Origin of the sequence: Neobacillus niacini, assembly GCF_030817695.1 — a bacterium.
In the GTDB taxonomy this organism is placed as follows: Bacteria; Bacillota; Bacilli; order Bacillales; family Cytobacillaceae; genus Neobacillus; species Neobacillus niacini_F.
Genome location: NZ_JAUSZQ010000003.1, coordinates 521,635 through 540,258 on the forward strand (window position 1 = coordinate 521,635; position 18,624 = coordinate 540,258).

At 36.7% G+C, this 18,624-nt stretch carries 24 protein-coding genes and 1 pseudogene; 17 read left to right on the forward strand and 8 right to left on the reverse strand.

The features are described from left to right. Window positions 1-14 precede the first annotated feature (14 nt). Both QFZ28_RS26020 and QFZ28_RS26025 read right to left on the reverse strand, forming a co-directional pair. The gene (locus tag QFZ28_RS26020) at window positions 15-650 is read right to left on the reverse strand and encodes an FMN-dependent NADH-azoreductase (protein ID WP_307197528.1); all 636 of its coding nucleotides are present in this window, start codon (window positions 648-650) and stop codon (window positions 15-17) included. A 131-nt stretch (window positions 651-781) separates the two neighbouring features. Next, window positions 782-931 (reverse strand): hypothetical protein, encoded by a 150-nt coding sequence (locus QFZ28_RS26025; protein WP_307197529.1) that lies wholly within the window; start codon window positions 929-931, stop codon window positions 782-784. 201 nt (window positions 932-1,132) lie between these two features. On the opposite strand from QFZ28_RS26025, the gene QFZ28_RS26030 reads away from it, so the two are divergent. The 6 genes from QFZ28_RS26030 to QFZ28_RS26055 all read left to right on the forward strand — a co-directional run bounded on the left by QFZ28_RS26030 (window position 1,133) and on the right by QFZ28_RS26055 (window position 5,226). Further along, on the forward strand, window positions 1,133-2,071 hold the full coding sequence (locus tag QFZ28_RS26030) for a dipeptidase (RefSeq protein ID WP_307197530.1): 939 nt from the start codon (window positions 1,133-1,135) through the stop codon (window positions 2,069-2,071). Next, on the forward strand, window positions 2,068-3,096 hold the full coding sequence (locus QFZ28_RS26035) for a DmpA family aminopeptidase (RefSeq protein ID WP_307197531.1): 1,029 nt from the start codon (window positions 2,068-2,070) through the stop codon (window positions 3,094-3,096). The genes QFZ28_RS26030 and QFZ28_RS26035 overlap by 4 nt, the downstream gene beginning before the upstream one ends. A 4-nt stretch (window positions 3,097-3,100) precedes the next feature. Next, complete coding sequence (locus tag QFZ28_RS26040; RefSeq protein WP_307197532.1) at window positions 3,101-3,331, forward strand: excisionase family DNA-binding protein; 231 nt, start codon at window positions 3,101-3,103, stop codon at window positions 3,329-3,331. 331 nt (window positions 3,332-3,662) lie between these two features. Continuing rightward, on the forward strand, window positions 3,663-4,385 hold the full coding sequence (locus QFZ28_RS26045) for a GDSL-type esterase/lipase family protein (RefSeq protein ID WP_307197533.1): 723 nt from the start codon (window positions 3,663-3,665) through the stop codon (window positions 4,383-4,385). A 52-nt stretch (window positions 4,386-4,437) separates the two neighbouring features. After that, the gene (locus QFZ28_RS26050; RefSeq protein ID WP_307197534.1) at window positions 4,438-4,905 is read left to right on the forward strand and encodes an SRPBCC family protein; all 468 of its coding nucleotides are present in this window, start codon (window positions 4,438-4,440) and stop codon (window positions 4,903-4,905) included. Window positions 4,906-5,091: 186 nt separating this feature from the next. Continuing rightward, on the forward strand, window positions 5,092-5,226 hold the full coding sequence (locus tag QFZ28_RS26055) for a hypothetical protein (protein ID WP_307197535.1): 135 nt from the start codon (window positions 5,092-5,094) through the stop codon (window positions 5,224-5,226). Window positions 5,227-5,265: 39 nt separating this feature from the next. Here QFZ28_RS26055 and trhA read toward each other — a convergent pair whose 3' ends face one another. Next, window positions 5,266-5,913, reverse strand: coding sequence for a PAQR family membrane homeostasis protein TrhA (trhA, locus tag QFZ28_RS26060; RefSeq protein WP_307197536.1), 648 nt, complete (start codon window positions 5,911-5,913; stop codon window positions 5,266-5,268). Window positions 5,914-6,044: 131 nt separating this feature from the next. On the opposite strand from trhA, the gene QFZ28_RS26065 reads away from it, so the two are divergent. Then, window positions 6,045-6,635, forward strand: a complete 591-nt coding sequence (locus QFZ28_RS26065; RefSeq protein ID WP_307197537.1) for a DUF1836 domain-containing protein — start codon at window positions 6,045-6,047, stop codon at window positions 6,633-6,635. A gap of 21 nt (window positions 6,636-6,656) precedes the next feature. Here the strand turns inward: QFZ28_RS26065 and QFZ28_RS26070 are convergent, their stop codons facing one another. Continuing rightward, window positions 6,657-8,201, reverse strand: a complete 1,545-nt coding sequence (locus QFZ28_RS26070; protein ID WP_307197538.1) for a glycosyl hydrolase family 28-related protein — start codon at window positions 8,199-8,201, stop codon at window positions 6,657-6,659. Window positions 8,202-8,753: 552 nt separating this feature from the next. On the opposite strand from QFZ28_RS26070, the gene QFZ28_RS26075 reads away from it, so the two are divergent. The 4 genes and pseudogenes from QFZ28_RS26075 to QFZ28_RS26090 all read left to right on the forward strand — a co-directional run bounded on the left by QFZ28_RS26075 (window position 8,754) and on the right by QFZ28_RS26090 (window position 10,768). Beyond that, window positions 8,754-9,068: a DUF3892 domain-containing protein gene (locus tag QFZ28_RS26075; RefSeq protein ID WP_307197539.1), complete on the forward strand. Its 315-nt coding sequence runs from the start codon at window positions 8,754-8,756 to the stop codon at window positions 9,066-9,068. Between the two features lie 186 nt (window positions 9,069-9,254). Continuing rightward, window positions 9,255-9,401 (forward strand): hypothetical protein, encoded by a 147-nt coding sequence (locus QFZ28_RS26080; protein ID WP_307197540.1) that lies wholly within the window; start codon window positions 9,255-9,257, stop codon window positions 9,399-9,401. Continuing rightward, window positions 9,398-9,835 carry a DUF2085 domain-containing protein gene (locus tag QFZ28_RS26085; RefSeq protein ID WP_307197541.1) on the forward strand — a complete coding sequence of 146 codons (438 nt, stop codon included), beginning with the start codon at window positions 9,398-9,400 and terminating at the stop codon, window positions 9,833-9,835. Before QFZ28_RS26080 ends, QFZ28_RS26085 begins: the two co-directional genes overlap by 4 nt. A gap of 367 nt (window positions 9,836-10,202) precedes the next feature. Continuing rightward, window positions 10,203-10,768: pseudogene (locus QFZ28_RS26090) on the forward strand (histidine phosphatase family protein). A gap of 154 nt (window positions 10,769-10,922) precedes the next feature. Here the strand turns inward: QFZ28_RS26090 and QFZ28_RS26095 are convergent. Then, complete coding sequence (locus QFZ28_RS26095) at window positions 10,923-11,483, reverse strand: maltose acetyltransferase domain-containing protein (RefSeq protein WP_307197542.1); 561 nt, start codon at window positions 11,481-11,483, stop codon at window positions 10,923-10,925. A 238-nt stretch (window positions 11,484-11,721) separates the two neighbouring features. On the opposite strand from QFZ28_RS26095, the gene QFZ28_RS26100 reads away from it, so the two are divergent. Together QFZ28_RS26100 and QFZ28_RS26105 are read left to right on the forward strand one after the other, a co-directional pair. Beyond that, window positions 11,722-12,435 (forward strand): hypothetical protein, encoded by a 714-nt coding sequence (locus QFZ28_RS26100; protein ID WP_307197543.1) that lies wholly within the window; start codon window positions 11,722-11,724, stop codon window positions 12,433-12,435. A 79-nt stretch (window positions 12,436-12,514) separates the two neighbouring features. Beyond that, the gene (locus QFZ28_RS26105) at window positions 12,515-13,090 is read left to right on the forward strand and encodes a GNAT family N-acetyltransferase (protein ID WP_307197544.1); all 576 of its coding nucleotides are present in this window, start codon (window positions 12,515-12,517) and stop codon (window positions 13,088-13,090) included. 46 nt (window positions 13,091-13,136) lie between these two features. On the opposite strand, the gene QFZ28_RS26110 is transcribed toward QFZ28_RS26105, so the two are convergent. Both QFZ28_RS26110 and QFZ28_RS26115 read right to left on the reverse strand, forming a co-directional pair. After that, on the reverse strand, window positions 13,137-13,901 hold the full coding sequence (locus tag QFZ28_RS26110) for a DUF3891 family protein (protein ID WP_307197545.1): 765 nt from the start codon (window positions 13,899-13,901) through the stop codon (window positions 13,137-13,139). 181 nt (window positions 13,902-14,082) lie between these two features. Continuing rightward, window positions 14,083-14,478: a secondary thiamine-phosphate synthase enzyme YjbQ gene (locus tag QFZ28_RS26115; protein WP_307197546.1), complete on the reverse strand. Its 396-nt coding sequence runs from the start codon at window positions 14,476-14,478 to the stop codon at window positions 14,083-14,085. 96 nt (window positions 14,479-14,574) lie between these two features. On the opposite strand from QFZ28_RS26115, the gene QFZ28_RS26120 reads away from it, so the two are divergent. Then, the gene (locus QFZ28_RS26120; protein WP_373428162.1) at window positions 14,575-14,889 is read left to right on the forward strand and encodes a GNAT family N-acetyltransferase; all 315 of its coding nucleotides are present in this window, start codon (window positions 14,575-14,577) and stop codon (window positions 14,887-14,889) included. 334 nt (window positions 14,890-15,223) lie between these two features. Here the strand turns inward: QFZ28_RS26120 and QFZ28_RS26125 are convergent, their stop codons facing one another. Next, window positions 15,224-15,361, reverse strand: coding sequence for a hypothetical protein (locus QFZ28_RS26125; RefSeq protein ID WP_307197547.1), 138 nt, complete (start codon window positions 15,359-15,361; stop codon window positions 15,224-15,226). A gap of 238 nt (window positions 15,362-15,599) precedes the next feature. Here QFZ28_RS26125 and QFZ28_RS26130 point away from each other — a divergent pair, with 238 nt between their 5' ends. The 3 genes from QFZ28_RS26130 to QFZ28_RS26140 are packed head-to-tail and all read left to right on the forward strand — an operon-like array spanning window position 15,600 to window position 18,564. Then, window positions 15,600-16,511 (forward strand): dihydrodipicolinate synthase family protein, encoded by a 912-nt coding sequence (locus QFZ28_RS26130; protein ID WP_307197548.1) that lies wholly within the window; start codon window positions 15,600-15,602, stop codon window positions 16,509-16,511. A 4-nt stretch (window positions 16,512-16,515) separates the two neighbouring features. Then, a complete protein-coding gene (locus QFZ28_RS26135) occupies window positions 16,516-17,154 on the forward strand; it encodes a GDSL-type esterase/lipase family protein (RefSeq protein WP_307197549.1) in 639 nt (212 codons plus the stop codon). A gap of 12 nt (window positions 17,155-17,166) precedes the next feature. Further along, window positions 17,167-18,564, forward strand: a complete 1,398-nt coding sequence (locus QFZ28_RS26140) for an ABC transporter substrate-binding protein (RefSeq protein ID WP_307197550.1) — start codon at window positions 17,167-17,169, stop codon at window positions 18,562-18,564. Window positions 18,565-18,624: the final 60 nt, after the last annotated feature.

The following is an 18,624-nucleotide window of genomic DNA, read 5'->3' on the forward strand; positions in this document are numbered from 1 at the left end:
TGGCTCTTAGAAATTTAAAATGTATGTGCTAAATCTTTAGCCCGGGCGATGGCGTTTTCTTTGATTTCTTGTGCTTTATCAGGCATTGCATTATGCCCCTCAACAAATAAACCTTCAAAAGACGGGACTCCATAGAATTGCATGATAATTTCAAGGTAACGGTGACCCATCTCCATTGCTGCAGCAGGTCCTTCCGAATAGATACCTCCACGCGCTTGGATATGCAAAGCCTTTTTGTCGGTTAAAAGTCCAATTGGACCTTTTTCCGTGTAGCTGAAGGTTTTTCCTGCAACCGATACGGCATCTATATAGGCTTTCATGACAGGAGGGAAGGAAAAATTCCATAATGGTGTTACAAAGATATATTTATCAGCAGAAATAAATTGCTCACAAATCTCAGAAAGTCTGCCAACCTTTGCTTTCTCCTCCGTTGATAACTGTTCAAAATCCGTACCTGAACGAAGTTTTCCCCAGCCGCTGAATACATCAACATCAATTTGAGGAACATCTACTTTGTAAAGATCCACATTAATAATTTCATGATCAGGATTCACATCTTTGTATGTGTCAATAAATGCTTTACCAACCGCCATACTATAAGACTGAGTATCATCATGAGGATGAGCAGTTATGTACAATACTTTTGTCATTTTCTTATCAATCCTTTCATATCTAAGCATACATTCTAGTTTGTGCATTGAATGGATAGATATGCAGATTCAAAAACAAATATAAACAAAAAATAAAAGGAATTTGCGTGTTAGCAAACTCCTTTTATTCTTTAGTTATTATTTTCGGTAAAGTAAGGGTTTCCACTAATGTTTGCACGCATTTCATCAGTTAACGTAAATGGCTCATTTACTGCTGAATTGCTAGTGGAAGGTTCATTGTTTTGAATACTTCCATCATAATGAATTGGGCCGTTTGTCATAGGTATATTCACCTCTATTAACATAGTATATACATAAATTTTACTATTTATTTGCTATTATTCATAGGTAATTTTTAATATTCTGAATGTTATTTTTGTTAGTATTTTTTTACTATAGTTGTACGAGAGTGTCCAAGTAAAGTGTTTTTCACCTTTCTTTGTTATTTATGATAAAATTTTTAAAAAAGGAGTCAGCTCACTATGAAATTAATTGATCTGCATTGTGACGCATTACTTAAACTTTCCGAAGGAAAAGGGTCGCTGCGTTTTGCGGACGCGACAGAATTACAGACCAATAAAAAAAGATTACATAGAGGGCAGGTCAAGGTTCAATGCTTTGCCATTTTCATTGAGCCGGACATTCCCTCAGACCAAAAGTTTCAAGAGGCGCTTACACAAATTGATTATTTTTATAAGGAAGTACTAGGGAAAAATCCTGATATGGTTCATCTCAAAGATTGGTCCGATTTTGAAAAAATCAATATCGGTCAAATTGGCGCCATGCTAACCCTTGAAGGAGTCGACGCCATCGGCAACGATTTAACGAAGCTTCATATCTTATATCAGCTGGGTGTTCGTTCAGTGGGTTTGACATGGAATAATGCAAACCTAGCAGCAGATGGTGCTGGAGAACCACGTGGTGGCGGGCTAACGCTTTTTGGAAAAGAGATTGTGCAGTTTAATAATGAACATCAAATTTTGACAGATATATCTCATCTTAGCGATAAAGGGATTTGGGAGGTTATCGAATTAGCCAAGTATCCAATTGCAAGCCATTCTAATTCACGAACACTTTGTCATCACCTCCGTAATTTAACGGATGAACAGGCACAAGCAATGTTTAAAAGAAACGCCATGATTCATGTTGTTTATTTTCCTCCATTTGTAAAAGCAGAAGCAGGAGAGGTAACGATTTCTGATCTAATAAGGCATATCGATTATTTCTGCTCATTAGGTGGTGTAAATCATATTGGATTAGGGTCTGATTTTGATGGGATTGGAACATTTATAACGGATTTAGAGGACGCCTCAAAAACGCAGAATCTCATTAACGAATTATTGAAGCATTTCAAAGAGGATGAGGTGAGAGGATTTGCTTATCAAAACTTCCTTAACCATCGGCCGGGAGTGTTAGGATGAAGGTTAGACAGACAGGAATAACTGTTGGTGTACTGCCAACCGGACATAAAAATTGCATAACGGATGTAGAGGGTGTAATGGTAGGTCATGTAACGCTTGATTATCCGCTTGACGCAGCCGGAAAAGAATATGCCTGTACGGGTGTTACAGCGGTGCTGCCTCATCCTGGAAATGTTTTTAGACAAAAAGTGACCGCTGCAAGTTATGTCATAAATGGGTTTGGAAAAACGACCGGGCTTGTTCAAGTGAATGAATTAGGACAGCTTGAATCTCCGATTATGTTAACGAATACTTTTGCAGTACCTGCTGTTACCCAAGGAACATTAGAATATATGCTGGCTCAGAATCCTGAAATTGGAGAAACCACTGGCACGATTAATATAGTAGTCGGAGAATGCAATGATAGTTATTTGAATTCAATAAGGGAATTTGCAGTTAAACCAGAGCATGCAATTGAAGCGATTAGAAAGGCTTCTGGCCAGCAGACAGAGGAAGGTGCGGTTGGAGCCGGAAAAGGGATGATTTGCTTTGGATATAAAGGCGGAATTGGTTCTTCCTCTCGTATGATTGGAGAGTACACAATCGGGTGCTTAGTCCTAACCAACTTTGGTAAAAAGGAGGAGCACCAGAAGTTTCACTATTCAAAAGTAGAGGGGCTTTCAGATCCTGCAGATGGCTCTATAATTATTGTGATGGCAACAAATGCCCCGTTAAGTGATAGGCAGCTTTTGCGTATTTCAAAACGCTGTGGAATTGGTCTGGGAAGAACAGGCAGTCATTTTAGCCATGGCAGCGGTGATATCGTCATCGCCTTTTCCACTGCTCACATGTCAGAGCATTTTACAGATGAACTGACGGAACAAAGAATCCAACTTCGAGAAGACCATCCCTTTGTGAATCAATTATTTACGGGAGCCGCAGAAGCAACAGAGGAAGCGATCTTAAACTCGCTGTCACAGGCAGTCACAACAAAAGGAAGAGCAGGAAGAATAGTAAATAAAATCACCTTTACCGATGAGGAATGAATACATGTATCTAACAATAAAAGAAACAGCTGAATATTTATCAATGACAGAATCAAAAATAGAAGACCTAATCAAACAAAAAAAAATCCGCGCCATCCATGACGGAGAAAATTGGATTATTAACAAAGACCAATTCAACACCCATTTAAAACAAATCGAAAAATACAAACATCTAATCGAAGAAATCCTAAACGAACCCATCCCCGAAGACCTAGACATAAAAGACGAGGACTAAATGATATGGTGCCAATGATATGGTGCCTGTCACCATCCGTGGACAGTGTCCACCTGGTATGGACACTGCCCTCAAAAACCTAAAACCGAATTATAGATGATGTAAATGCATAGAAGAGGTGCCCGCAATAATAAAGGGGCTCCTCTTTTATTTATGTCCATATTTTTTAGAGGATTATTGCATGAATTTCTTGAATATGTAAGAGATATAAATGGTTTTTTGGTGCCTTTAAAGAATAACAATATGAATGGAGTTAATCTCACAGATACTACATGAGTCGGGGTGTCACGGGGAAAACTCCTAAATAAATCACACAATTGGGAGTTTTATTATGAAAAATTATATCTTTTTATTGTGTATTATTTTGGTCCTGTTTGGCACCTATACCGGTTTTCGTGGTTCTTCAGCTAGTACAAAGGTCATTAACCTTGTAGCCCTCGGTGATTCCATCACACATGGAGTAGGGGACCCTGCAAAGAAGGGATATATAGAAGGAGTTAAAGTGAAATTGGAAGAACTACATAAGACTCCTATCAAGGTGAGTAATTTTGCTATACCAAGGTATTCAACAGATAAAGTTCTTGAACAAATGCAGGATGAGAAAATCACGGCACAAATAAAAAAGGCAAATTGTATTATTCTTTATATCGGTACGAATGATTTTAGAAAAAGTGCCAATTATCAATTTAATCCACTTGATGTAAAAAGAATAAATGAGGGTAAAGTTCTTTTCTCAACAAACCTTTATAAGATCCTAGAGAACATTAGAAAAGACAATTCTGTTGCTCCTATTTTTGTTTTAGGTTTATATCAACCATATGTAGAATACTCGAATCGCGAGCAAATTTTATACACCATAAATGATTGGAACAATTGGATTGTTAAGATAGCTGGTAATTTTGACCGAACTCACTTTGTTCCTACGCTTGATCTTTTTCAAGATAGACCAAAAAGCACCTATTTCAGTGATTCCTTACATTTGAATCCAGCCGGATATCAATTAATCGCCGATCGCTTATCTGAAAAAGTAGTAAAGGAATTTAGTTTTAAATAAGAAATGAACGAGAAAACATAGATATAGTGCTATAGGAAAAGGAGATATACAAATGATAACACTAAACGAAATACCAATTGTAAAAGCAGAAATGCTTATACGCAGACCAGTTGAGGAAGTATATGAAGCATTTATCAACCCTGAAATCACTACAAAATTCTGGTTCACTAAAAGCAGCGGAAGATTAGAAGAAGGTAAAACGATTAGGTGGGACTGGGAAATGTATGGTGTCGGGGATGAATTATATGTTAAGGAATTAGAGCAAAACAAGCTAATAAGGATTGAATGGACCGATGGCACCCAGGTTGAGTGGGTATTTACTTCTCGAACCGATAATGAAACGTTTGTTTCGATTACAAACTTTGGCTTTTCTGGGAGTGGCGATGAAATGGTCGCTCAAGCCATTGATTCTATGGGAGGGTATATAATGGTACTCTCCGGATTAAAGGCATATCTAGAGCATAACATTCAACTAAATCTCGTAGCCGACAAGGCACCAGATGCGAACGTAAATTGGTGAAAGGAAAGAGGCAGCTAAATCCACAAGGAATACATTCTGCCGTTTTTCAAAACCAATTAATCTACTAATATTACGAAGCTTTGCTGTGATAAAGAAATAAAGAAAAATAGGTATAATTTCCTACTGATTTATGCAGTATATAGATGTTGTTGCTAGCCACTTTACATAAAGGGAGGAAATAAAACAGTGACCAATAAGAATAACAATCGTAACCAACCGCATACGGGTGGAAGTAAAGCAGATACGGAATTTGGTGCAGAACAAGGACTAAGTAAAAAAGCAAGGAAACAAGCTGCAAGAGCAGATAAAAAGAACTTATAATTGTAAATAGAAAAACGCCTCCAGGGGCGTTTTTCTATTTTATATTACAAAGTAAAACACACATAAGAAGTGAGACAAACTCCCAAGCATGATAAAAATATGGAAGATTTCATGAAAACCCATGTACTTGGATTGAAGGAATTTTGGCTTAGCTCCATATATGACACCGCCAATGGTATAAAAAATTCCTCCGAGTATTAATAGGAATAAACCTTTCGGATCCAAGCTCCCGGCTAATGGTGAGAAAACAAACACAATCATCCAACCCATGACAAGATACAACGCTGTTGATATCCAGCGTGGACAATTAAACCACACCATCTTAAAAACAACCCCGCTTAAAGCTACCGCTGCAATAATCGAAAATAGAATATTGCCGGTTGTTCCATTTAAACTGATGAAGCAAAAAGGTGTATAGGTACCTGCAATCAAAATAAAAATCATCGAGTGGTCAAGTCGTCTTAAAAAAGCAATTACATGATCTTTCGCTATTACCATATGGTAGGTGGCCGATGCAGAATAAAGAAGAATCATGCTGACTCCGAAAATGATGACTGCCGCAATGGCCATCGTTGACGAGGTTGTACTCGATACTTTAATTACCATCGCAAGAAGTCCTACAAACGATAACAGCGCTCCCGTTAAATGAGTCAGTCCATTAATCGGTTCCCGAATAAAATTACTCAAGAAAAAACCCTCCTAATACAACATGTAGTTTTAATAACTACTTATAATGATACTTGTAAAACAACAACTAGTCAACGAATAATTGTTACGATATAATGTTAATCAGATAACACACGATCGGAGTTATTATTATGGAGAAAATCAATGAAATACTCGAGGGACTTGGGCTGGAGTCCAATCTTAAACTAGATGAAATACCGAATATTGATTTATACATGGATCAAGTAATTCAGTTATTTGAGAATAAATTTGCAGATTCAAAACGTAATGATGAGGAAAAGATTCTTACCAAAACCATGATTAATAACTATGCGAAAGGGAAGCTTATTTTTCCGATAAAAAATAAGAAGTACTCAAAAGAGCATTTGATTTTGATGAGTTTAATTTATCAATTAAAAGGGGCTCTTTCTATTAACGATATTCAGAGAACACTTGATGGGCTAAATAAAAGGATTATCAAAGAGGATATAGAGATAGATTCTTTGTACAATAGTTATTTAAACCTCTCGCAAAAAAATGTTGCTGATTTTAATGAGGATATTAATGAGCGGGTAAAGGATGTTAATGAAGAAGTAGCAAAAATGGAAGATCGTAACGCTCCTTATCTCGAGCAGGTACTTATGATTTCTTCGCTGGTACACATGAGTAACCTATATCGTAAAGTCGCAGAAAAGCTGGTTGACGAAATTGTAGTGGAAAAAGAAGGAAAGCGTCATAAATAATTGACGCTTTTTTATGTTCATTCACTTTTTCACCAGTATATCTTTAACTTCTTTGCCAATATCAATTAAGTTGGGTGCAGAATCATAAACCAAAACATTCATGATGGAGACGGAATCAGCCCGGTTTGTCCCTCCGTAAATTTTAATATCGGTACTAGCACTTTTAAACCCTTTGAATGAAAGATTATTTAGGACCACATTCCTTGCACGGAATTGAACCGCAATAACAGGGTTGCCTTTGTAGTCATAATCGGGGTCACCAATCAAAGTAAAGTGGTTGATAACAACATTTTTATACGCTGATACCACTAAGCCTCTAGGCGTGGAGTATTTATATAACTCTGTAAAAATCGGTCTAATTGCAGCAAGATTCACAGCCGTAATATTGTAAGCCGACTTTGATTCTGTATCTGTACTTTTGTGGTGTCCGATATGGCGGAAGTTATAGGAACGGTTATCGTTTACCGAAATATGTCCAACGATTTGCACATTAGACGCAGCAGATGAGTTTTGATGGGCCTTACTTTCAATGCCCCCAAAGCACCTTGCTGATGAATTATTAACTAATATAACATTCCTAGAACCATCATCTATTTCAAACCCATTTGAATTTGAAAAACCCTTCTGATGAGCACGGCCGCTAGGATCACACATATGAGAATTTGAAATAAGTATGTAATCACTATGATGGGTAGTAATTCCATCATCACCAAAACCATACCCATTTAGATTATCGAGCCAAACATACTGGCTGCCACCTTTGGCACGAAATCCGTCTCCGGCATAATTGTACAAGGTAGAGGAAATATCAAAACAATGGAGACCTGGGTTGATTGCTTCAACATCTTTTACCCAGCCATAGCTGACGTTTGCATATGTTAGACAGCTTGAATGGTTACCCCACGTACTCGTCTTTTTTACATCCCTAAGCCTTTCGACATTCCAATCTAGACTCATTCCCTGCACATATACATGATGATTTCCTTTCCAATGGTTGGCATTGGTAATTAATCTAGTTCCTCTGGGGGCACTCTCATGCAGTTTAATCGTTGTTTTTCCCTTTCCGGAACCAATAAGGCATGTCCTAGAAGGAAGACGAATACCTCTTGTGATAAAGACGCCCTCAGGAACTATTACTTTTACCCGCCCATGCCCAAGAGCTTTTTTAAATGCGGCGGTGTTATCTGTAATTCCATCCCCAATCCCGCCATAATCTTCAATATTTACCTCCTCAGTAATGCTAGCCAATAAGTCTTCGTACTCGTCATCCAGTTTACGTTTCCATTCAGGATATACATTCCCTTCAGCATCGACGTAAATCTGTGTAGGGTCTAATATACTATAGGGCTTGGCAAATAATCGAAACAATCCTTCTTTTATTTTTTTTGAAAAGGGAACTGTGATTAATGGCTTGTTGAATTGAGGAGCCGGCTCTTTCTTCAGACATTGCTGAAAAAGCTGCTGTGTCTCCGTAATGACTTTTGCTATATCAAGATGTTTCCCTGTAATCTCTGAAAGCAGTTTTCCATTTTCTCGTGGGTCATGGAATTTATTGAAATTCATCATTTCTTCTTCACTCCAAGAACAAACATAATATAACTATTATGGCTGATTAAAAGGAAAAGCTCTAGCTGCTGATTCCGTATCTAGGAATAAGAGAGTCCGCACTTATCGGTAGGGGATCAGGTTAGATTAAGCACCTGAGCTAATCAATAGACGGAAAAATTCCGCTTAATTAATAATTATTATTTAAAAAGGCTTAAATAGACGGAGTGATTCCGCCTATTGGCTCGGAAAATTCGAATATGGGAGATTTTGCTTTGCATAGTCGGAAAACCTCCCCTTATATACCCCGAAACGAGCTCCATTCTGAATCTAACCGAAAAATCTCCGCTTATTTTATATTAAATGTAACTTCCTTAATTCGAAAAGGCAGACAGGTCCTTGTTGTTGAGAATCCTTAATAAAAAACCAAACATTTTCATTATTTGATTTCATTTCATCGCCTCCTCCAATAGACCATCCCTGACAATTGACCTTTTTTGTCAGTTTTGTGTATTTTGAATATTTATTGACCTTAAACAGCAGAATACTAACATACGTTCGGAGGTGGAAACTATGGAAGATAAGGATTACGAAAAAATCTATGAAGAATACAAGCAGCAAAGTGAGCACGAAGCGCAGGCAGAGGCAAGTCAAAGCAATCCTGATGGAAAAGAGGAATTTGTCGCTGTGAGGAAAAATAACGACGGGGACATCATCGCTTTCAAAACCAGCTCAGGCAGGGAGCTGGATTACATCACTGCCTTAACGGAAGCGAAATCAGGTGAGATTGCCCACGTCGATGTTTTTCATAAATACGGCAGAGATATTATTCGAAGCGAACCAGATGGGATAAAAGAAAACAATCTTGATCGACTTCCCGAATTTTAGTTTGCAAAGGGAGTGGCACAACGTTGCTGCTCTCTTTTTCTTTCTTTAGAAAAAGGTTTTTTAACAAAACAATGGAATATAAATAATTAACTGTGTTTTACTTATTTTAGGAATCATAATTTTAAAGAATAAGAGAATTTCCTAGAGAAAAGGTGAGCCTCTATGTTTTTTTTATTGCTGACAGGGATGATAATTTCATTTGTAGTTGGTACTACGTTATTAATAAATGGTGAAATGGTCTTTGGCATACTCGCCACTGTACTAGGTATATTATTTTTGCTGTTTTATACTGTTTTATTATCGGAGAAAGAAGGATCGCAAAAAGAAGGATGATTGTACTCCAGACTGTCCGACTTTTGATTGTGGACCGGACTGTGACCGTAAATCAGATTGTGATGGGGGACCGGATTGTGATTGTGGACCAAATTGTAATTAATCTGAAGTGGATGACTGACATTGTACCTTGTCATCGTATGAAGTCTAGGAGTCTAACAATAAAAGGATATACACTGCCCATATGTGCTAGGTGCACGGGAATTTTATTAGGATATTTATTCTTTCCTTTACTGTTTTTTTTGAATTTATATTTTCCACTTTGGCTAGGGATCATTTTAAATGTTCCAATGGTTTTGGATGGATGGACCCAAAAAAAGAAAGTTCGAATGAGTAATAACACATTGAGATTATCAACTGGTATCGTGAGCGGCTTTGGTCAGAGCATCATAATCGTTAGTCTGAGTCAAATTATTCTTTCAATTTTATTGTAAAAAGTAAACCACTACCCGTTTCATGCTCGTCCTAGAAAGCATAGTATAAATTAGGACGTTATGAAAGGAAGTATGTTGTATGTTTGATTCTTTATTTGAATTCTTATCTCAGCTGATCACACTGATTTACCAGTTCCTTTTAAACATTTTAGAAGTATTTCAAAATATTTTATAAAAGGCTCGAGAGTATCGGCCTTTTTTTTGCTAAAGCAGAATTATTAAAAATTAAATGTTAGATGAAATGAAGTGAAAAGAGACAAAGAGAAAACTAATTAAGGTAATTAGTGAAAAAAATAAAGGGAGACTACGAATGATTACTCTATACATAACACGGCACGGTGAAACAGAGTGGAATATTGAAAAAAGAATGCAAGGCTGGCTGGATTCAAATCTAACAGAAAACGGTATAAAAAATGCGGTTTGTTAGGTGAAAGATTGAAAGAAACAGAGTTAACAGCCATTTATTCAAGTCCAAGCGGGAGGACGAAGGCCACTACTAGCTTGATTAGGGGAGAAAGAGATATTCCTGTCATTTATGATGACAATTTGAGGGAGATTAAACTAGGGCAATGGGAAGGAAAAACCCATTCATCCATTAAAGAAATGTATCAACCAGAGTATGAGTCATTCTGGAATGCACCACATCTATTTAAGACTGTTGGAGGAGAAACGTTTGAACAAACGCGAGCAAGAGCGATTCAGGTTTTAAATAGAATAAAAAGTGAATATAAATCGGGGAATATATTAATTGTTACTCATTCAGTTGTAATCAAATGTTTGTATTCATTTTTTAAAAATACACCAATTGAAATCTTATGGGATCCTCCTTATATTCATGATACGAGCCTTACAATTGTAGAAATGAATGAAAATGGTTTTAAACTTGTGTTAGAAGGAGACATCACTCACTTGGAAACTCCAAATTTTATATAGAAGCTGGTGCGTTATCTGAATGAAGGGTCTATTCGGACAGCGAAGCAGGAAAATGCAGGTACGTTGTCCGAATGAAGGGTCTATTCAGACAGGCGAAGCAAGAAATCATTGACGCAAGTCCGAATCAAAGGTGTAATCGAGCAGGTATCTGCCTTTATCCTTCGATTGATTTTATGATTTTTGCAGGATTTCCGCCAACCACAACATTATCTGGTACATCTTTTGTCACGACTGCGCCTGAAGCAATTACGACATTATTTCCGATGGTGACCCCGGGATTAATAACGGCTCTACCACCAATCCATACATTGTCACCAATAGTCACTGACTTTCCATACTCTTTACCCGATATTCTTTCAATAGGATTAAGAGGATGTGTCGCAGTATAGATGTGTACTCCAGGGGCAATAAAGCAATTATCTCCAATGCGAATTTCACATACATCTAAAAAGACACAATCAAAGTTGGCATAGAAATTCTCTCCAACGTGGATGTTATAGCCATAATCGCACCGGAAGGTTGGTTCTATGTATATATTCTTTTTAGTTGAGCCGAATAATTCTTTTAAAAGCACAGTCCGTATCTCATCATCGGTTTCGATTGTTTGATTGTATAACCTGGTAAGTCTCCTGGTATTTAAACGTTCTTGCAGCAATTCCAAATCAGCAGCATTATAAAGTTCACCACTCAACATTTTCTCTTTTTCAGTTTTCATATCCAATTTCTCCTTATCACGATATTTAAGTTGTTAACAACGATTGTTTCATATCAAAGAGTGGAAAGATGGATTGCCTTTTGTGGTAACCCTGTTTATTCTACTTTTATCATTATAGAAGGAATTAGTGTGCAAGATTATAGAATGTTAATTGGTTTACTTGAGTGTCTCATAAAATTCTACAAAACATTTCTAGAGCTGAAAAGATGAAAATAGTACTGGAGGCAAAGGGAGATATATGACAAAGAAACAGATCATTTTTGGAGTGATTTTACTGCTGCTATTTATTATTAGTTGGTTTTCTTATCAAAAAATAACAGACGACACCTATAAAGGGATGTCGATTATTCCCGAAGAACACAAAGATATCCCTTTATTCAAAGGGTTAGAACCTACTGAACACCAATATATTATGAAGGGGAATCACTGGGAGGAAATTTATCATTTCTACAAGAACGAACTTCCTGGGCTGGGTTGGCAAATGGACTATATAAAATCTGCACTTGACGATAATGAGGCTGAAAATGATTGGGGCGGATTTATGTCTCGTTGGAGAAAAGATGATTTTGATGGTGAATTATGGATTTCTTCTCATTACAATCAAAATGAGGACCAAACAGAGGTCATGTTTGATAAAACGGAAATTTTACAATCAACAAGCTGGATTGAGAATGTTCCAGATAGTATTTGTATCTATCAAAGTCCAACTTCTCAAAACTGTACAGAAATTAACGATAAATCCAAGATAGAACAAATCACAAGGTTCATTAACGAAGCTATGGATTGGAATAAAGAAGTAGATTCCCGCAATGAAACATTGATAATAGATTTTGCTGATATTAAAATAAACGTTTTTTATGAGGATGAAAAAGAAATTTTTCTTCAATCTGATAAAGGTACAAAAGTGATGAAACCAGAGCAGGAATTTTTAGAACTTCTCATTTTAAAATAAGCAGGTTCATCCCAGTATTAAATATGGAAAAATCACACATACTTTCCTCATTAAGACACTTTAGCAGAGGGGGATTATCATGCATTGGTATGAGAAATTAAATCAATATTTTCCGATTGAAGAGATGAAGTCTAGAGAGCATATGGAAACTTTGTTGAAGGAGCGTTCTAAAATTTATCATAAAGATGAAGGTCCGAATCATGTTTTGATGTATGCTGAATTAGAGGATTTTGTTTTTATTGATTATCTTTTTGTTTCAAAAGACGCACGCGGGCAGGGACTTGGTCATAAGCTTATCGAAAAAATGAAACAAAAAGGAAAGCCTATTATTCTTGAAGTTGAACCCGTTAACTATCAAGACAGTGATTCAGGAAAAAGGCTTCATTTTTATAAACGTGAAGGATTTGAACACGCTAATTCCATCGGCTATGAGAGAAGGTCATTAGCAACAAATGAGATTAATAAAATGGAAATTCTTTATTGGGCTCCAAATAAAGAGTCAGAAGAAATAATATTTGAAGCCATGAGAAAGACGTATAATAAGATACATACCTACAAGGATCAACACTTTTATGGAGAGTCCTACCAACCGGTTGAAGAGGTATTAACCTTTAATGAAGCTGCACAAAGTCAAAATATATTAGATGACCTATGATGAATGAAATGCTTTACTCCGAAAAGGAGTAAAGCATTTTTAGAATTTAATGAAACACTATCTTCCTAATAGAAACAGGGGTGTCTTTGTATGCTTGTAACACGCCGTACTCCGCTATATGTTCTTTCATTACAGCTCTATAGGGCAGTTCTACTTGCATTTCGCCTTTCAGAGGGGAGAAGGAAAGAGTAACAGTTTGCTGATTTCTCCAATGGGCTACGATGGGCTTGTCTGTAACAAAGGAAAATAATTGTGGAAATCCATTGCGAAAAAAGGGGTGGCTCCCTTTATTATCGCCAGGTTCATTTAGACAAATATACAGGGAGAGATAATCACAAAATTTTAATAAGTCTAAGTGGTACATTAGGGTTTCTTGTTGATTCTCAATACCCTCTATTTCCAATTCCCTTGAAACCCGTTCCTGTCTTTGCTTTTCTTCTTTCCAAAATTCCCTGACAGCCGGCTCGCTTGAATCCTGAATGAACGAGGAATAGTGCAAACTGCATAATAGTCCTGCATATTTGCTCATTTTTTCTACTTCATCTAAACCCTTTTTATAAAAAGTAATTTTGAGTGATAGTGGATAATCAATAAAAGAGTAGGGCTTCTCCGTTTTATCATTCCATACCGGAGACGAGTCCAACTCGATCCAGCCTCGGTCATGTTCATTGATTGCCAGCATCACTTCTTGAGTACGGGTATCATCAAAAAAGTATTCCTCTTTGCAATTCCGGGCGATATCGCCAGCAATGTGTGCGTGGTCATTCTGAGTTACCATAAGATAGCTTTGTTCCCGTTCCAGTATAATCATTTCCGAATATCCCTTTCTTTGCATAACTGCACTATTTGCATTTCACATACTTATTTTTATATTACCGAATAGAAGTAGATTTAAACCAAATAACTATGACTGCAAAAGAAGGAAAAAGCCTTCCCATAAAGAATTAACAATTTTGGCTTTATTTTTTGTTTCTATCAAAGTCCGAATGATCTCAATTCATTTTTACATAAAAGGTTCGATTCCGCGGGCCGTCAAATTCGCAAAAGTATATTCCCTGCCAGGTGCCTAGTAATAATTGTCCGTTTGTTACGATAACATATTGAGATGTTCCAACTGTACTTGCTTTCATATGGGCAGCAGTATTGCCTTCCATATGACGATCCAGTTGGTGGTGCCATGGATATACCTCGTCAAAGCGCCGAATCATATCACGTTTCACATCAGGGTCAGCGTTTTCGTTAATTGTAATGCCAGCGGTTGTATGGGGACAATAAACCACTATAGAACCTTCCTGCATATTATGTTCCTTGATAAAATCTTGAACCTGCTGTGTAACTTCTATCATTTGATCACGGTAATTTGTTTTTATAGTGAATTTCTTTAGCATTTGATTCTTCCTTTCATGAATAACTAGATAAATCATAATATAGTTTTAGATAAAAATAAAAGGTGATAGATATATGTTGGATCAATCTCCTTATCCTTGTCGTGTGCAATATTAAAGGAATGGTTAGATAGCAAAGAGGATATGGTACCTTGGGTTGTTAAAAAAGATCCAACTAACTTTGAGGCAATGGTTCAATTTTTAAATGATAATGAGCAAGGACATAACCTACCTGAAGGCTGGGTGCCAGATTCAACATTCTGGCTAATAAACCAAGACAAAAGAATACTGGGTGCTGTTAATATTAGACACCGCTTAAACGAAATTCTGATTATAAATAATGGAGGTATACTCGATTCAGACTTTATTGAAGAAGATGGAAAAATCATAAAAAGGTTTTGGATAGAAATATAATTTACTGGAGGTTGAAAGGGGAAAACTGGTGGTAAGTGAAAAGGAAATCAAGAAATCAGGAACAGCCGCGTTGAACATCTCTAATCTTAGATGCTATAAAGTTTTAAGGTATGAGAATTAATAGGCGGAGAATTTCCGGTTAATGTATATAGAGGAAGCTTAAGAAGCAAATATAAGCGGAGATATTCCGGTTAACTGCTCTAAATAAGACAAAATTTAAAGATTTTGATCATATAAGCGGAAAAACTCCCCTTATTTTTAAGGAAATATCGGTATTTCCCAATTTAGGCGGAATTTTTCCGTTTATTTTTCATTTACATTCTGTCCTGTTTGATTAGATTTGTTTCTTACCCTGGTATTTCATCTTGAACTCAGCTTCGCTCATATTTGGATTCTTTCTAGGTGTAGTTTTACTAAGGGCCTTCTTCATTTCTACATTCGCGTCATCGCTTGTATTATATTTTCCATCCATTTCAATCCCTCCTTTTTAGTAATTAGTATCAAACTTAAACTATTTATTCATTCTTTATTTTTTAAAAAGGGAGAGTCTTTGAAGTTTTTTGATTGCCTTTTGCTTTTAAAATAGAGAAATGGTGAAAATTTTTTTCAAAAATAATAATTATAAAGAAAATAATTTACAATATATTATAAGTATGATATATTTCATGTGTAAGCGATAACAAAAAACTAATTTTGGTGGGGAAGAGAATATGGTATTAGAAAAATTTAAAGGTATTTTTCCTGCTTTTTATGCTTGTTACGACGAGCTTGGAGAAATTTCAGAAGAAAGAACAAAAGACTTGTGTCAGCACCTTTTTGAAAAGAAAGTACATGGCCTATATGTAGGAGGAAGCTCAGGAGAATGTATCTATCAAACTCTTGAGGAAAGAAAAGCTACCTTAAAATATGTTTCCGATAATCTTAAAGGAAAACTTACGTTAATCGCCCATGTTGGTGCACCCTCAACAAGAGATAGTATCACCTTAGCAAAATATGCTGCAGAACTCGGATATGACGCACTATCTGCGATTCCACCCATTTATTTTAAACTGCCGGAGAGTTCCATTTATAAGTATTGGACAGACATTATGGAAGCAGCCGAATTACCATTTATAATATACAACATTCCGCAAACAACTGGATACAGCCTTTCCATAAATCTATTTAAGAAACTTTTGGAAAATCCAAAGGTTATCGGTGTGAAAAATTCTTCTATGCCCGTCTTAGACATTGAAAGATTTAAAGCTGAAGGCGGAGAAAATTTTATTGTTTTTAATGGTCCAGATGAACAGTATGTTTCCGGTAGATTAATAGGCGCAGATAGTGGAATTGGTGGAACATATGGGGCGATGCCAGAGTTATTCTTACTGGCAGAAGAGTATGTTTCAACAGGTAATTTTAATAAAGCAAGAAGTATTCAACGAGATATTAATGACATCATTATCGCCTTATGTTCTCTAAATGGGTCGATGTACTCTGTTATTAAAGAGGTTTTGAAATTAAAAGGAGTAAACATCGGCAGTGTAAGGGAACCACTAGAGCCAGTGACAGGCGAAGACTTAACTAAAATTAAAGGCATTAAAGAAATGATTGATAATGCCATTCTGAAATATGGCAGGTAATAGGATGAAAAGAAGGATTGTGTGCTTCGGGGATTCCAATACGTGGGGATACGATGCTAAAACCATGGAAAGGTTTCCAGAGGGAGTAAGATGGGCTAGTATCCTGGGAGAACTATTAGGAGATGAGTTCCAAGTAGTGGAAGAAGGGCTTTCGGGCAGAACAAGTGTAATAGAAGATCCACTATTTGAAGGTTTAAATGCATACAACTATATCCATCCCTGTTTAATGAGTCATGCACCGTTAGAGCTTGTTATCATCATGCTTGGAACCAATGACACAAAAGAAAGATTTCATCTGACTGCTTATAATATCGCACAAGGGATAGCCAGACTTTCACTTAAAGCGAAAAATACACCAGCTGGGATAAAAGGCAGTTTTCCAAAGGTGTTAGTCATTGCGCCGCCTCCAATCGGTAAAGAGTACATTAACACTGATGTGGGAAAATCAATGGGGAAAGAGTGTGATCGTAAGTCAGAGGAAATGCCAAAGTATTTACAGGAATTAGTTGAACTCCAAGGAACTGAATTTCTTCACACAAGGGAATCTGTTCCGATGAATACCATTGACTACATGCATTTGGATAAAGAAGGACACAGGCTTTTAGCCGAGTTTGTCTTCAATAAAATAAAAACTATTTTATAAGGGGAGAAAAGAATGTTAAAAAAACGTTTTTTAGCTTTGACAGCTGCTGTCGTACTGGTACTTTCCATTCTAGCTGGATGTACAGGAAAAGACCCTGCAAACTCAAATGGTGATTCAAAATCAAAAGATCAGGTTGAAATTTCAGTTTGGCTGACTCCTCAGTGGAAAGGGGTTATGGACCCTGCAGAAGAAGGTGCGGACTATGACAGTTTCTTTAAATATGCCGCTGAGAAATTTTCTAAGCAATATAAGGATCATGATGTAAAGGTAAACGTACAAGTTGTTGCCGGAGATCAAAGGGATGAACTGTTAAACGTTAACCTGAATGGAGGCACTCCTCCTGATATTTTCTTCGAAAGCGTTTTCGCAATGGGAGACTACGCACATAGAGGAGCACTCGTACCTCTAAATGATATTGTGGATGATGAAGCTAAGAAAGATATTGCACAAAATTACTGGGAAAATGTAACTTTCGGTGACGATGTCTATTTCTATCCATTCTCACATATGCCAGGTACTTTAGCCTACAATGCGGATATGTTCAAGGCTGCAGGTCTTGAGGAGTATATTGGCGGCGAAAATGAAATAAAAACTTGGAATCTTGCAGACTACGAAAAGATTCTAAAGACCCTAAAGACAGATCTGCCTAAAGATAAATATTCGAATGCATTTCCAATGGCATTGTACGCCCTCAATAATCAGGCAGATACTTGGAACCTTGCTTATTTAAGAATGTTTGGCAGTGAGTTTTTTGATGAAAAAGGTAATCTTGTCATTGATGATGAAAAAGGTGAAAAGGCTGCAGAATGGCTAAAGAAGATCTATAAAGATGGATTAACGAATCCTGGTGTTGAATCAGTATCTTCAAACGATGTAAATGCAATGTTCCAGAATCAGCAGCTTGCAATCAGCTTTACAAACTCAGTTTTATTTAACAATGCAAAAGCTGATATGGAAAGCGGTAAGACACCAAAATTCGATTTAAGACTAGCTAATATCCCATCTGAAAGTGGAGACCCTTTGACTTTCACTTATGTAACGGGTGCAGCAGTGTTTAATACTCAAGATGAAACTAGAATGAAGGTTAGTAAGGATTTTGTTAAATTCTTCTCGACTGATCCTGAATTGGTAAAATCTTCGAAAAATGGTGTTCCCGTTAGAACATCTGTAGCGGAAGAATTCAAAGCAGAAAAGCCTTTATTCGAAGCATACGATAAAAATGCTAAGTATATGTTTAACTTTACAGGAAATGTCCCTGGATACAGCCAATTAAGACAGGTTTTATACCCAGAACTTCAAGCCCTTTATACTGGACAAAAGTCAGCAGCAGAGGCTGTTAAGGATTATCAAACAAATGGTAATAAAGTAATCGAAGAGTCAAAAGCAAATTCAGTAATTTTTACTAAATAACCCTGCATGTGAATGACGTATGGCTTTCTAAAGCCTTTAAAAATGGGGTTTTAGAAAGCC

Excerpts from the sequence above, each read along its gene's own strand:
- QFZ28_RS26095 (WP_307197542.1), bottom strand. The coding sequence starts at position 11,483 with ATGAAAACTGAAAAAGAGAAAATGTTGAGTGGTGAACTTTATAATGCT.
- QFZ28_RS26100 (WP_307197543.1), top strand. The coding sequence starts at position 11,722 with ATGACAAAGAAACAGATCATTTTTGGAGTGATTTTACTGCTGCTATTT.
- QFZ28_RS26050 (WP_307197534.1), top strand. The coding sequence starts at position 4,438 with ATGATAACACTAAACGAAATACCAATTGTAAAAGCAGAAATGCTTATA.
- QFZ28_RS26030 (WP_307197530.1), top strand. The coding sequence starts at position 1,133 with ATGAAATTAATTGATCTGCATTGTGACGCATTACTTAAACTTTCCGAA.
- QFZ28_RS26045 (WP_307197533.1), top strand. The coding sequence starts at position 3,663 with ATGAAAAATTATATCTTTTTATTGTGTATTATTTTGGTCCTGTTTGGC.
- QFZ28_RS26085 (WP_307197541.1), top strand. The coding sequence starts at position 9,398 with ATGATTGTACTCCAGACTGTCCGACTTTTGATTGTGGACCGGACTGTG.
- QFZ28_RS26140 (WP_307197550.1), top strand. The coding sequence starts at position 17,167 with ATGTTAAAAAAACGTTTTTTAGCTTTGACAGCTGCTGTCGTACTGGTA.
- QFZ28_RS26135 (WP_307197549.1), top strand. The coding sequence starts at position 16,516 with ATGAAAAGAAGGATTGTGTGCTTCGGGGATTCCAATACGTGGGGATAC.
- QFZ28_RS26110 (WP_307197545.1), bottom strand. The coding sequence starts at position 13,901 with ATGATTATACTGGAACGGGAACAAAGCTATCTTATGGTAACTCAGAAT.
- QFZ28_RS26035 (WP_307197531.1), top strand. The coding sequence starts at position 2,068 with ATGAAGGTTAGACAGACAGGAATAACTGTTGGTGTACTGCCAACCGGA.
- QFZ28_RS26020 (WP_307197528.1), bottom strand. The coding sequence starts at position 650 with ATGACAAAAGTATTGTACATAACTGCTCATCCTCATGATGATACTCAG.
- QFZ28_RS26065 (WP_307197537.1), top strand. The coding sequence starts at position 6,045 with ATGGAGAAAATCAATGAAATACTCGAGGGACTTGGGCTGGAGTCCAAT.
- QFZ28_RS26080 (WP_307197540.1), top strand. The coding sequence starts at position 9,255 with ATGATAATTTCATTTGTAGTTGGTACTACGTTATTAATAAATGGTGAA.
- QFZ28_RS26040 (WP_307197532.1), top strand. The coding sequence starts at position 3,101 with ATGTATCTAACAATAAAAGAAACAGCTGAATATTTATCAATGACAGAA.
- QFZ28_RS26025 (WP_307197529.1), bottom strand. The coding sequence starts at position 931 with ATGACAAACGGCCCAATTCATTATGATGGAAGTATTCAAAACAATGAA.
- QFZ28_RS26105 (WP_307197544.1), top strand. The coding sequence starts at position 12,515 with ATGCATTGGTATGAGAAATTAAATCAATATTTTCCGATTGAAGAGATG.
- QFZ28_RS26075 (WP_307197539.1), top strand. The coding sequence starts at position 8,754 with ATGGAAGATAAGGATTACGAAAAAATCTATGAAGAATACAAGCAGCAA.
- QFZ28_RS26115 (WP_307197546.1), bottom strand. The coding sequence starts at position 14,478 with ATGCTAAAGAAATTCACTATAAAAACAAATTACCGTGATCAAATGATA.
- QFZ28_RS26130 (WP_307197548.1), top strand. The coding sequence starts at position 15,600 with ATGGTATTAGAAAAATTTAAAGGTATTTTTCCTGCTTTTTATGCTTGT.
- QFZ28_RS26070 (WP_307197538.1), bottom strand. The coding sequence starts at position 8,201 with ATGATGAATTTCAATAAATTCCATGACCCACGAGAAAATGGAAAACTG.
- QFZ28_RS26125 (WP_307197547.1), bottom strand. The coding sequence starts at position 15,361 with ATGGATGGAAAATATAATACAAGCGATGACGCGAATGTAGAAATGAAG.